General features: G+C 53.8%; 13 protein-coding genes. 6 read left to right on the forward strand and 7 right to left on the reverse strand.

Annotated features, from left to right (window positions below):
• Positions 1–52 precede the first annotated feature (52 nt).
• The 6 genes from pfkA to ABLV54_RS07040 form a co-directional block, all read right to left on the reverse strand.
• The gene (pfkA, locus tag ABLV54_RS07015; RefSeq protein ID WP_002882911.1) at positions 53–1,015 is read right to left on the reverse strand and encodes a 6-phosphofructokinase; all 963 of its coding nucleotides are present in this window, start codon (positions 1,013–1,015) and stop codon (positions 53–55) included.
• Positions 1,016–1,211: 196 nt separating this feature from the next.
• Positions 1,212–2,114: a CDF family cation-efflux transporter FieF gene (gene fieF, locus ABLV54_RS07020; protein WP_008807873.1), complete on the reverse strand. Its 903-nt coding sequence runs from the start codon at positions 2,112–2,114 to the stop codon at positions 1,212–1,214.
• Positions 2,115–2,366: 252 nt separating this feature from the next.
• Complete coding sequence (locus ABLV54_RS07025) at positions 2,367–3,263, reverse strand: type VI secretion system-associated protein TagO (protein WP_181578674.1); 897 nt, start codon at positions 3,261–3,263, stop codon at positions 2,367–2,369.
• A 4-nt stretch (positions 3,264–3,267) separates the two neighbouring features.
• Positions 3,268–3,600, reverse strand: a complete 333-nt coding sequence (locus ABLV54_RS07030) for a zinc ribbon domain-containing protein (RefSeq protein ID WP_049025283.1) — start codon at positions 3,598–3,600, stop codon at positions 3,268–3,270.
• Between the two features lie 111 nt (positions 3,601–3,711).
• A complete protein-coding gene (locus ABLV54_RS07035; protein WP_077271492.1) occupies positions 3,712–3,960 on the reverse strand; it encodes an ogr/Delta-like zinc finger family protein in 249 nt (82 codons plus the stop codon).
• 45 nt (positions 3,961–4,005) lie between these two features.
• On the reverse strand, positions 4,006–5,160 hold the full coding sequence (locus ABLV54_RS07040; RefSeq protein WP_071458017.1) for a phage late control D family protein: 1,155 nt from the start codon (positions 5,158–5,160) through the stop codon (positions 4,006–4,008).
• Positions 5,161–5,311: 151 nt separating this feature from the next.
• Between ABLV54_RS07040 and ABLV54_RS07045 the strand changes: the two genes are divergently transcribed.
• From ABLV54_RS07045 to ABLV54_RS07070, 6 genes are read left to right on the forward strand one after another with little or no spacing between them, the layout of a single operon-like run.
• The gene (locus ABLV54_RS07045; RefSeq protein WP_348813852.1) at positions 5,312–6,493 is read left to right on the forward strand and encodes a phage tail sheath subtilisin-like domain-containing protein; all 1,182 of its coding nucleotides are present in this window, start codon (positions 5,312–5,314) and stop codon (positions 6,491–6,493) included.
• Positions 6,494–7,009, forward strand: a complete 516-nt coding sequence (locus tag ABLV54_RS07050; RefSeq protein ID WP_004187274.1) for a phage major tail tube protein — start codon at positions 6,494–6,496, stop codon at positions 7,007–7,009.
• Positions 7,010–7,060: 51 nt separating this feature from the next.
• The gene (locus ABLV54_RS07055) at positions 7,061–7,360 is read left to right on the forward strand and encodes a phage tail assembly protein (RefSeq protein WP_348813855.1); all 300 of its coding nucleotides are present in this window, start codon (positions 7,061–7,063) and stop codon (positions 7,358–7,360) included.
• Positions 7,361–7,380: 20 nt separating this feature from the next.
• Positions 7,381–7,533 (forward strand): GpE family phage tail protein, encoded by a 153-nt coding sequence (locus ABLV54_RS07060; protein ID WP_050554917.1) that lies wholly within the window; start codon positions 7,381–7,383, stop codon positions 7,531–7,533.
• Positions 7,523–10,258 (forward strand): phage tail tape measure protein, encoded by a 2,736-nt coding sequence (locus ABLV54_RS07065; RefSeq protein ID WP_348813857.1) that lies wholly within the window; start codon positions 7,523–7,525, stop codon positions 10,256–10,258. The genes ABLV54_RS07060 and ABLV54_RS07065 overlap by 11 nt, the downstream gene beginning before the upstream one ends.
• Before the next feature lie 11 nt (positions 10,259–10,269).
• Positions 10,270–10,758, forward strand: coding sequence for a phage tail protein (locus ABLV54_RS07070; RefSeq protein WP_348813859.1), 489 nt, complete (start codon positions 10,270–10,272; stop codon positions 10,756–10,758).
• Between the two features lie 97 nt (positions 10,759–10,855).
• Here the strand turns inward: ABLV54_RS07070 and ABLV54_RS07075 are convergent, their stop codons facing one another.
• The gene (locus tag ABLV54_RS07075) at positions 10,856–11,929 is read right to left on the reverse strand and encodes a phage tail protein (protein WP_348813861.1); all 1,074 of its coding nucleotides are present in this window, start codon (positions 11,927–11,929) and stop codon (positions 10,856–10,858) included.
• Positions 11,930–12,114: the final 185 nt, after the last annotated feature.

A 12,114-nucleotide genomic window follows, 5' to 3' on the forward strand; every position in this document is an offset into this window, starting at 1 on the left:
CATAAAAAAGGCCTTCTCCATGAGAAGGCCTTTTGTTTATCCGGCGCGTAACTTAGTACAGTTTCTTCGCGCAATCCAGCCAGTCGTTCTTGAACGGACGCTTCATGTTCTCGATGGCATCGATGATGTCGTGGTGCACCAGCTTCTCGTTCTGGATGCCGACGCAACGGCCGCCATGGCCCTGCAGCAGCAGCTCAATCGCATAGGCGCCCATGCGGGAAGCCAGGATACGGTCGTAAGGAACCGGGGAACCGCCGCGCTGAATGTGGCCGAGGACGGTAGCGCGGGTTTCACGGCCGGTCTCTTTCTCGATGTAGCTTGCCAGCTCGTCAACGTCGCACATGTGCTCGGTGATCGCCACGATAGCGTGTTTCTTCCCTTTCGCGATGCCGGCTTTGATTTCCGCTACCAGATCGTCACGGGTATATTCCACTTCCGGCACCATGATGAACTCACAGCCGCCGGCAATCGCCGCCGCCAGAGTCAGGTCGCCACAGTAACGGCCCATCACTTCCACCACGGAGATACGCTGGTGCGAAGAGGAGGTGTCGCGCAGACGGTCAATCGCTTCCACCACGGTGCTCAGAGCGGTGAAGAAGCCGATGGTGTAGTCAGTGCCTTTGATATCGTTGTCGATGGTGCCCGGCAGGCCGATGCACGGGAAGCCCATCTCGGTCAGGCGCATCGCCCCCATATAGGACCCGTCACCACCGATAACCACCAGCGCGTCCAGGCCACGCTTCTTCATGTTTTCGATAGCCACTGCGCGGATGTGTTCTTCGCGGAATTCCGGGAAGCGAGCGGAGCCCAGGAAGGTGCCGCCGCGGTTGATCATGTCGGAAACGCTGTAACGGTCGAGCTGAACCATACGGTCTTCGTACAAGCCGAGGTAACCGTCATAGATTCCAAAAACTTCCAGACCTTCCGTTAATGCCGCGCGCACAACGCCACGAATTGCTGCGTTCATGCCCGGCGCATCACCGCCACTTGTCAACACACCGATTTTCTTAATCATGACTACCTCTGAACTTAGGAAGCAAAAAATAATTCTGTTGCCTGAAGCGCTCCCTCACCAGGAGTGCACGACGCTAATGACAATAGTATATCAAACGCCTCAAGCTGAATTGATTCAGGTCAGACCAAACGGCGGTAATTTATACAAAAAATGCCGAGCTGACCCACATTTTTACATCGAGTTTACAGACTATAACCTAACGCTCAAAAAAGCCCTGCTGCGCCGCCGGCACCACAGAACTGGGATCCTGATGGATAATGACATCGGAACCCGGGAAACGGCGCAGAATCGCCTGCTCCACCTGGTCTGCAATCACGTGGGCTTGCACCAGCGGGAGGTTATCTTCCATTTCCAAATGAATCTGAATAAAGCGGGTCGGCCCTGACTGCCGCGTTCGTAGATCGTGCGCCCCGCGGATGCCGGGCCATGCGGTCACGATGGTGATAATGTCCTGACGCTCCTCGTCAGGCAAAGCGCGGTCGAGTAACGACTGAACCGCCTCATAGCCCATCCGCAGCGCGCTATATAAAATATAGATGCCAATTCCTAAGGCAAACAACGCATCGGCGCGATGCCAACCGTACCAGGAGAGGCCCAGCGCCACCAGAATGGCGCCGTTCATCATAACATCAGACTGATAATGAAGCATATCCGCCCGCACCGCCTGGCTTTGGGTTTTTCGCACCACCCAGCGCTGGAAGGTCACCAGCGCCAGCGTGCTGAACAGGGCAATCAACGTGACGACAACCCCGACGCCGGCGGCCTGTAGCGGCTCCGGACGCACCAGGTGCTGAATACCGGTAAGAAACAGAAACAGCGCCGAGCCGGAGATAAACATGCTTTGCGCCAGCGCCGCCAGCGACTCCGCTTTGCCGTGGCCAAAGGTATGTTCTTCATCCGCAGGCTGCAGCGAATAGCGCACCACCAGCAGGTTGGTCAGCGAGGCGGCAATATCCACCAGCGAATCCACCAGCGCGGCCAGAATACTGACTGAACCGGTATACCACCACGCAAAAATTTTGATCAAAAGTAACGCGGAGGCCATCGCCGTCGCTGCGATAGCGGCGCGGCTGACCAACCGGCCATAAGATTGATTCATATAGGCTCCTTCTCCTGCACTGCGCTTAGTATAACCTGAACTGGTGACGCTCACGGGATAGGCGAAGAAGTTGATTTGCCGAAAAAAGGGCAAAAAAACCCCCACATCATGTGGGGGAAGACAGGGATGGTGCGCTAAGGAAGCCGCCAGCCTACTGATAAAAAGGGATTTTTATCAAACAGTGTCCACACTGTGACCACATCGACAAAAAAGCCACGGTTATCCGTGGCTTATCTTCATTACCTATCAGCTCTATTTCCAGCCACAGGCTTGCTGTAACGGTTTCAATGCGCTATTGAGTCCCGCCAAATCGAATGTCACAGACACCGGGCTTTCGTTGTAAGGCGTTATCCTGGCGAACATCTTATCGGCTTTCACCATGGCTTTAACAAAATCAATATCTCGCCCACTATAGAAAACAGCCTTTGTATCAGTAGAAATAGACCATCGCCTTTCCACGGCTTTTTGCTTATCAAACCGGTAAAGCATGCTAGTTTCTTCTAACCCCAGATATACATCCCAATTAATAAAAACTTCGGTTTTCTTTTCACGACAAGCTACAAAAATCGTCGGTGTAACGGTCTCGCCGTATGGTGTTCTGATGGAATCATTGCTAGGTAGCATTAAAACCACATTTTTAGAGTCATCAACCGGTGAAGTTGTTATATGAGTCAGCCATTTTCCAGGGCTCGGGGCTGACTCAACTGCGGAAGACGCAACATTCTCTGGTTCATCTTGAGGGAAAAGCTTGTCATAACACGCTAATCGTTTGGTGCCATTTATTTCTGAACGGCATTCAAGGAGCTTTTCTTTACTGATCGCCTCGTTTTTAGCGACCTCTTGGCCTGAAGATATGGTTTTGGTCGAATTTGTTGGTTTAAACGTTGGTGAGAAAAATCTGTCGTAGCAGGTCAGGCGGCCCTCGTCCGTTTTTTCATCAGGGCATTGGTCTCTACTTTCAAATTTTTTAGCACTCTTCGTTCGCGTCGGTGGAATTGAATTATCGTAACAAGAAAGACGCTGAGAGCTATCCTCAATCGCTCGACACTGAAGAACCCCTTTAAAGTCCTTTGGCTCCTTTTGAGCATGAGCAGCCAAAGACACGGAAGCGGCTAAAAATGTCACAATGAAAACAAAACTTTTCTTCATGAGATCATCCCTTTGGTCTTGTAAGAAACACCAGTATTCCAATAACAATGTCGCCAATAACCCAAATAGTGCCAATGGCCATCATTCCCAGACCAGCCCCTAAAGCAGCCCCAGCCCTTTCCGCTTCCGATGTGGCATGATTAATAACTTCACCGGTTCCGCCCAGGCCTTTAAAGAGGGCGTAGATCATGAAGATGTTAAATAGAATGAAGATCCATTTTATAAGTAGCCCAAAAATTGAGCGGCGCGGTTTTCTTAGTTGTTTGCCGCAGGAAGGACACCTCAACGCTGAATCACTCACTTCTTTCCGGCATTCCGGGCAGCTAACTAAAGCCATAACAATTATCCCCATCGTTACTTATTGGTTTTTATTTGTTACAAAACATTTTGATTTTATAGGATCATTCTCAATTGACAAGAAATAGACCCCGCATATGCGGGGTCTATTTTAAACTGCGAGGGTAAGCTGATCGTTGCCGTAGTGCGATGCAGGAAACGCATCTGAAGGGATGAAGCCCGGCGGTAACTTTTCACGCGGTGTGCGCTTCGTTACCAGTTTTTCAACGCTGTTTAGCGTGGTGAAAGTGATACTACATTCAAAATTCTGGCACTGGTGATAATGCCGAACGGTGGTATTGCTTAACGGGCGACTGGTACGCGTTTTTGCAACGGCACCACAAACAGGACACTTAAACATGATGGCCTCCCGGGGCGGGAGTTGAACTCGCTCATATTATGGCCGTTAACTCTCACTTTCTGCAATCCATTCAGGTATTTTCGCCTCAAGCTCCAGCCTGGTTTTGAATCCGCTGTCGTCTACCGTATGCCCCACCTTCGCGATTATCCAGTCCTGCTTGTCTATCGCATCTTTAAATCCCGTTACGGTTCCGTGCATCTCCGGATAAAGATCTGCGCGCCCATAAGCCAGGGTTAACGAAAATTCAGCTGCACCGCGCTGAAGTTGCTGCCATTTTGCGGCGGCCGCGCGCTGTGCCGCCATTTCGCTGCTGTATGTTGTACGGAGTACAAAAACATTACCATCTTCCCCGGCGATATAATCTCCCTCCCGGCTACTGCTGCGCGGCTTCTTCTCCGTGGTTTTCTTGCGCTTCTTCACCGTGACTTTTTTCTTTTTGCCGAAGTTCAGATCCAGCCAGTAAGCCTGCACACCGGTGTAAGCGTCGCGGTCTGCAATGCGGAACGAATGACGGTCTGCACTACCGCGCGTAATGGCGAACTCCGGCAACGCTTTGCCATTCGCACTGACGCCACCGCCCGGCAGAATGAACAACAGACAACCGTTTTTTACCGTGGCTATGGCGCCGAGAATATCCGCCATACGCGTCAGGAATGACATATCGCTCTCCTGGGTCTGGTCGGCATGATCTATCTCGGTGTTCATCAGCTGCTCGGAAATTACCGGCTTCAGTTTGTAACGGTGAGCGATAGCCGACACGACGCGCTCTACCGTCACGTCATGCCACGACACCTCGCGTTTGATATTGAATTCATCGCGAAAATCAGCGCTACGGGCGGTTATCTCGATGCGGTCTGGCGGCCCTGAGTGTGCGATCTCATCAACAATGTAAACCCCCTTGTAGATTAGCGATTCCCCCTGCCATCCAAGCGATAACGACAACTCGGCGCCACGAGGCGGCAGCTCAATATCGCCCTGGCTGTCATCAACGATGATCGTCAGCTCGTCGGCGTTAAATCCGCGATTATCCGTCAGCTCCAGAGAAATTATTTTTTCATCCAGCACGGTCAGCGCCTTGCCGCCAATCAGAACATTAAACGCCGGGATGCGCGACAACTCATCCTGGTATTTTTTGAAGTCCTGAGCGCCCGCATTCAGCAGGCTTTTTGCATTGTCGATTGTGTCTGTGTTCAGCGCCATGATTGCCCTCCGCCGCTGATAGTTCCATGCGCGCGCGAGGCATGCGACGGCTTTTTGTTGTCACGGAACGCCCACAACCACCGCCGCAAGACGACGCCATGTATTTCAGGGATTATCACCCCGAACTCACTAAACATGATGGCGGTAGAGTATGACCGACAACTTTTTCCACGGGGCGCGCACCAAAGAAAACACCGACCTACAGACCTTAATCAACGATGTTGATTCAACGGTCATTGGCCTGGTGGCGGTTGCTGAGGATGCCGATCCTGAAACCTTTCCACTTGATACACCGGTACTGATTACGCGAGTGATCAGCGTGCTGGGTAAGGCCGGTAAAACCGGCTCCCTGTACAAATCGCTCAAGGCTATTTCCGACCAGGTCAGCACCCGCGTGATCGTCGTGCGCGTCGCAGAGGCTAAGGCCGGTGAAGGCACCCAGACGCAGTCGCAGCTCATCATTGGCGGAACTAAGGCGGACGGCAGCTATACCGGCATGTTTGCCCTGCTGACAGCAGAGCAAAAAACCGGTTATCGCCCGCGCATCCTCGGCGTGCCAATGTATGACACGCAGGAGGTCACCGCGCAGTTACGCGTGATTGCGAAGCAGCTGCGGGCGTTCTCTTACAGCTATTGCGATGGCTGCGAAACGATCACCGAAGCGAAAACTTATCGTGAACAATTTGCAGAGCGCGAAGGCATGCTGATCTGGCCGAACTTCATCGCCTACAACTCACTGACCGGCGCCAATGAAGAATTTCCCGCCGTGGCTTATGCATTAGGTCTGCGAGCCCTGATCGACAACGAGCAGGGCTGGCATAAATCGCTATCTAACGTGGCGGTTAAAAACGTGCTGGGGATTACCAAAGACGTGTTCTGGGCGCTACAGGCGGAAGACTCCGACGCCAACGAGTTGAACGCCAACGAAATCACCACGCTGATTAAGCGTGACGGCTTCCGCTTCTGGGGCAACCGCACCACAGATACCGAAGAATATATTTTCGAGGTGTACACCCGTACCGCCCAAATCCTGGCGGACAGTATCGCCGAGGCGCAATTTACCACTGTTGACAGCCCACTCACCCCGGCGAACGTGAAAGACGTGGTAAGCGGTATTAACGCCAAACTTCAGGCACTCGTCACGGCAGGCAAACTGATTGGTGCGGCGTGCTGGTTTGATATCGTCGATAACCCGACCACTGGCCTGCGCCAGGGTAAGGCTGTCGTGCGTTACAACTACAGCCCGGTACCGCCGCTGGAAGATTTAACGCTGATCCAGACTTTCACCGATCAGTATTACGAACCGGCTTTTGCATCGTTGGGAGGTGCGTAAATGGCTATTCCTAAAAAACTGCGGCTGTTTACCCTCTTTGTGGACGGGGAAAACTATATCGGGAAAGTGCCTAGCGTCACGCTCCCGAAACTCACCCGGAAAACGGAAGACTATCAGGGCGGCGGCATGCTTGGCGCGGCAGGCGTCGATCTCGGCCTGGAAGCCGGGGCGCTGGATGCATCAATGATTGTCGGCGGTGTAGTCGAAGAGCTGATCCTGAAATGGGGCGGCGATATTGACGAATTGCGCCTGCGCTTTGTGGGTGAGATTTACAGCGGTGGTACCAGTTCGCTGCTGGAAGTCGAAATGCGTGGCCGCATCACTGAAATTGATCAGGGTGAAGCGAAACAGGGTGATGACACTAATCACACCTACGCGATCAAAAACACCTATTACAAAGAGTCAGTAGACGATAAGCCCCTGCTGGAAATCGACCTGCTGAACTTCATCTATAAACGCAACGGTAAGAGCCTTTATCCGGATCGCATTGCCTCCGCGCTGGGCCTCGGCCAGTAACTTTTTAACCGCTATCAATGGCGGCCAGCCTGGTCGCCCGGAGAATTATCAATGTCTGTGACTTTAAGCAAACCTATCAAGCGCGGTGATCAGGAAATCAAAACCATCGCTATCACCGACACCATCAAGCAGGCTGGCTCGCTGCGCGGCCTGAAACTGGTTGATGTGCTCAACTTCGACTATGACGCCGTCTCCACGCTGCTGACGCGCACAACCAGCCCGCAACTGACTGCTGTCGAGATTGCCACGATGGCGACCGGCGACTTTACTGCGCTGTGTGAAGAGATCACGCCTTTTTTGACGAAAGCGGAGCCGTCCGCAGTCACCGAAGCGGCGACGACGAGCAAGTAAGAGAAGCGGTTATCTCCGATATTGACGACCTGATCGCCGATATCGCTGTTATTTTTCACTGGCCGCCCTCCGAGATGTACGGCATGGAGCTGCGCGAGCTGATAGCCTGGCGCGAACGGGCGGCTATCAGAAGCGGCAACCATGACAAGGAGGATGACGACGATGGATCTTAGTATTCGCGTTGCGTTCAGCGCCATTGATAAACTCACCCGTCCGGTCAACGCCGCCAGTAAAGCTATTGGCGGCCTTTCTGAATCCCTCAAGAAAACGCAATCGTCGATCAAGGATCTGGAGAAAAGCGCAGCGGCATTCGACAAGCTACGCTCGCAGGCCAATGAAACGGCGCAGAAACTAAAAACTACCCAACGAGCCTTTGACGGACTCAACCAGAAACAGCGCGAAGGCGGCCAGCTTACCGAAGCCCAGGCGGCTCGTCTTGAATCGCTGCGCGGCAAGCTCTCGCGGCTGACGGATACCTATAACAAACAGACCACGCAGCTGCGCACGGCGGCGCAGGCGGTGCGCCAGCACGGTGTTAACCTGTCATCCGGCAGCGGTGCAATTCAGAGCGCAATCCGGCGCACAGAGCAATATAACCAGACGCTGGAGCGCGAACGTCGCCAGCTGGCGGCCACGACACGCGCCCAGGCAAGCTATGAACGCGCCAAAGAAACCGCAGGGAAACTCCGTGGCGCTGGCATGGGGATGACACTTGGCGCAGCGGCTACAGGTTATGCGGCGGGGTCGTTCCTGGCGCCTGCGGTGGGTTTTGATGAGGAAATGTCGCGCGTACAAGCGTTAACCCGCCTCAGCAAAAACTCATCCCAGCTGACCGACCTGCGCACGCAGGCGAAAAAGCTCGGCGCCGAAACGGCCTTTACTACCCGCGACGCCGCGAGCGGTCAGGCATTTCTCGCGATGGCCGGCTTCACCCCCGAAGCTATTCAGGCGGCCTTACCCGGCGTGCTTAACATGGCGCTGGCCGGTGGTATGGATCTTGGTGAAAGTGCCGACATCAGCTCTAACATCCTGTCGCAATTCCGTCTCGATCCAAAGGAAATGGATCGCGTCAGTGACGTGCTGACCGCCGCCTTTACTCGTACCAACACCGATTTAACCAATATCGGCGAAGCGATGAAATACGCAGGTACCGGCATGGCCGGTCTGGGCGTTGATGTTGAGCGTACCACCGCCATGATTGGTGTAATGGCGAACGTGGGGCTGCGTGGCAGTATCGCGGGCACAGGTCTGCAAACGACCTTCTCCCGACTAGCCGCACCCACTACTAAAGCACAGGCCGCCTTGAAACAGCTTGGCGTTACCGTGGCTGACGCCACCGGCAAAATGCGACCGGCAGAAGCCATCCTCTCAGATATCTATAAATCCGTCTCGAAGTACGGCGCCACCGATCAGCTGTCCTTCTTCAAAGATATCGCCGGGGAGGAAGCGGCTAAATCATTCCAGGCACTGGTGAGATCTGCGGGTAGTGGTGAGCTGCAAAAGCTGCTGGCTGATTTACGCGGATCACAGGGTGAAGCGCAGAAAGCGGCAAAAGTGATGGCCGACAACCTCAGCGGTGATCTGAAAAATCTGGATAGTGCATGGGAAGGCTTCCGCATCCAGGTGGAAGAAACCACCGACGGGCCATTACGTAAACTGACTCAGGGGTTAAGTGACTTAATCACGTCAGCCAGTGAATGGGTGAAAGAAAACCCGCGGCTGACGCAGACGCTGATCCTTGTCGGTGGAGCGCTGACTGTCTTCGCCGGGGCTGTGGGCATTGCCAGCATTGGCGCCAGCTTCATCCTTGGCCCACTGGCAAAACTCCGCCTGATGCTCAGTATGATCGGCATCTCATCAATCACTGCGACCGGCGGTATTTCGACGCTCGGCGTGGCGTTCTCAGGCTTAAGAGTCATTCTCGCATCACTGCTGGGGATCCCCGGTCTGATTCTGGCAGCGTTCATCACCGCCGGTCTGCTCATCTGGCGATACTGGGAGCCGATTAAGGTGTTTTTCTCCGGGCTGTTTACCGGCATCAGTCAGGGGCTTTCTCCGCTGATTCAGTCGTTTTATTTCCTGGTGCCGCTGTTTGACGCCATCAGCGCCGGGGTGGCAAAAGTCTGGAGCTGGTTCAGTCAGCTATTTACACCGATTGATTTTTCCCGCGATGCGCTGGATAAGTGTGCCAGCGCCGGGAAAACATTTGGCGAGGTGCTGAGTACCGCCCTGAATCTGCTTTTTACCCCGCTCCGCTTGCTGACCGAAGGAGTCAGCTTGTTGCTTGAAAAGCTGGGCTTAATCCCTTTCGGAATTGACGCTGCGCGGGCTAAGGCCAACAACCTCGAACCAAAAAAACCGACGTCGTGGGAGTGGGATCCGAAGCAAAAGAAAATGGTTCAAAAGGCGTGGGACTGGTCACCTAAAAAATCAGATTCCCCCGTTACCGCAGGCGCACCGCCTGCATCATCGCCACTATCCGGCAACACCGGCACAATGCGCCGCCTGAATAGCATTGCGGATAACACGAAGGCGACCGCCGACAACACGAAGGAAGCACGCAAAAAGATTGGCCCTGGCGACATTATTTTTAAAAACCTGCCTCGTGCACTGGCTCTGCGCGGCGCCTATCAGGAGGCGCGGATCTCACCTCAGGCAGTACCGCGCGTTGCAGCTCCGGCGGCAGGCGGCATTCTCTCCGTACCCTCAGCCACACAAGGCCCGCTTTCGGCGCCAGTTTCCGCCCCGATAAGTGGTGCGCCAGTGTTTAACCTGGTCTTTAACGAGGTCGGCCAGCATTCGGCGCGTGATCTGGAAAAAATGGTCAGGAATGCCGTTCGCGATGCAATGGCCAGCACAACCAGAAGTAACCGTGGCTCGTTCCGCGACAGAGATTAGAGGTAATCAGTATGATGATGGTTTTCGGGATGTTTGTTTTTACACTGCGCACGGCCCCTTATCAGCAGCTCCAGCACTCGCAGGAATGGCGGCACGTCAAAAACGACCGGGTTAATCAGTCAGCCGGGTGGCAGTACATCGGCCCGGGAGAGGACAACATTACCCTGTCCGGGATGCTCTATCCGGAAATTACCGGCGGCAATCTGTCGCTATCTGCGCTTGAGACGATCGGATTTTCTGGCCGCCCCTGGCCGCTGATTGAAGGTGATGGACGGATTTACGGAATGTACGTCATGACGCGGCTGGAACGAGGTAAAACCGAGTTCGATCAGTTCGGTGGCGCAAAGAAAATTGAATTTACGTTAAGCCTCAGCCGGGCGGATGCAGATTTTCGCGAGAAGCTGCAATCATCCTCCATCAGCGATGCCCTGGCAGACCTTCAGAGCAGTGCCACCAAAGCCATTAACGCAACAACCAACTCACTTAATCGCCTGCTTTAATCCAACAAAAAGCCCCTCATCGAGGGGCTTTACTGTACCGGCAAACATCGCCATTTCTGACCATGCTGCAGAACGTTATTTTTGACGATGCTCGATACTATGCAACCCGCGCCCAGCACATCAGCAAGGCGTGCGCCTCAACGACGTTAATTGCCTGACCGTTACCAAGATTATCCGTTTTCCCAGTAACTGTGTGACTATGAGGCGGAATAGTTAAACCATGCTTATGCGCTGGTGCATCGCTTGTATTGTTATAAGTTGTGCTTTTCTGGTTGTCTGTTCCATGAGTGGTTTCTCTCCATGAAGCGCCCGGTGCGCCATCTCCACCCTGGTGATTGTGCGCGCCATTTTCAGTCGTTTCCTGATTACTCCCCTGGTGTTCATCAGTCCATCCAGTCACGTTAATCTGTACGGCGGGGAGGTTGGCTTTCTGGAGTGTAACAGTGTCGCTGCCACCAGTGGCACCCACATTTGATCCATCGGCCTTACCGACGCGGATTGTTTTATTCTCGCCAGTGTAAGTCCATTGCGACCACGGCCATTTCTCGTTCGGATTGATATTTTGAGCAAAGAAGCGCACCGTGCCGAGTGGATTTTCCTCTTCCCAGAAGTCCCGGCGTGCCGCAACGATAGCGTCAGTGATGGATTTCTGAATGTCGGTATTTAGCTGGCTCATAGCATCATCGGTGTAATCCTTTGCTTCATTTTTCGCTCTGTTGACTTCATCCCGAGTGGCAAGGATAACAGTTGGATCTGTTTTCAAAAGCACGTCAGCCGTATTGGCTACCGCAATCCACAAATTCACCGCCTGAAGCCTCCCCGATCCTTCTGTCAACATTGGCTTATATGAGTCAGGCACACTGGCAACCGCTAGGCATACACCCTCATCGTCATAGAGTGCCGCTTCACGCAACCAGAACCCACCAACCTCCGGTGGCATAATCATTTCGGCACGAATAATGTTCGCGCCTTGATCTGCAATGACCAATCGGTTGAGCGGCGCGCGGTATTTCTCATTGACTAGCCCTGTCTGGGCAGAGGTAACCTTGACGCGCCCTCCGTCGCCATCGCCAACACCCATCCACGAAAATCCTACAGGCTCCCCTGTCAGCGCAGCGTTCGCCAGCGCATCCTGGCCGGCCTGAGTCAATGCTGTATAAAATGTTGTCACACCGCCTCCCGCTTACGAAATATTATTTTCTGACATCAGTTGCTGCACCATTGCGCCGCGCGTGGTTGCGTCATGATATGCGCCATACCCCAGCACCGTACGTAACCCCATTGGGCATCGCTGGTTAGCGTAATCAGGGCTGTACCCGAACGACATTAACCCGCCGCCTTCAGGTGGAGAAAAGG

This window comes from Klebsiella sp. JB_Kp042 (assembly GCF_040065275.1).
Lineage (GTDB): Bacteria > Pseudomonadota > Gammaproteobacteria > Enterobacterales > Enterobacteriaceae > Klebsiella > Klebsiella quasipneumoniae.

Coding starts and splice junctions, on each gene's coding strand:
- ABLV54_RS07055 (WP_348813855.1), top strand. CDS start 7,061: ATGTCTGTGACTTTAAGCAAACCTATCAAGCGCGGTGATCAGGAAATC.
- ABLV54_RS07050 (WP_004187274.1), top strand. CDS start 6,494: ATGGCTATTCCTAAAAAACTGCGGCTGTTTACCCTCTTTGTGGACGGG.
- ABLV54_RS07045 (WP_348813852.1), top strand. CDS start 5,312: ATGACCGACAACTTTTTCCACGGGGCGCGCACCAAAGAAAACACCGAC.
- ABLV54_RS07040 (WP_071458017.1), bottom strand. CDS start 5,160: ATGGCGCTGAACACAGACACAATCGACAATGCAAAAAGCCTGCTGAAT.
- fieF (WP_008807873.1), bottom strand. CDS start 2,114: ATGAATCAATCTTATGGCCGGTTGGTCAGCCGCGCCGCTATCGCAGCG.
- ABLV54_RS07035 (WP_077271492.1), bottom strand. CDS start 3,960: ATGTTTAAGTGTCCTGTTTGTGGTGCCGTTGCAAAAACGCGTACCAGT.
- pfkA (WP_002882911.1), bottom strand. CDS start 1,015: ATGATTAAGAAAATCGGTGTGTTGACAAGTGGCGGTGATGCGCCGGGC.
- ABLV54_RS07070 (WP_348813859.1), top strand. CDS start 10,270: ATGATGATGGTTTTCGGGATGTTTGTTTTTACACTGCGCACGGCCCCT.
- ABLV54_RS07030 (WP_049025283.1), bottom strand. CDS start 3,600: ATGGCTTTAGTTAGCTGCCCGGAATGCCGGAAAGAAGTGAGTGATTCA.
- ABLV54_RS07025 (WP_181578674.1), bottom strand. CDS start 3,263: ATGAAGAAAAGTTTTGTTTTCATTGTGACATTTTTAGCCGCTTCCGTG.
- ABLV54_RS07065 (WP_348813857.1), top strand. CDS start 7,523: ATGGATCTTAGTATTCGCGTTGCGTTCAGCGCCATTGATAAACTCACC.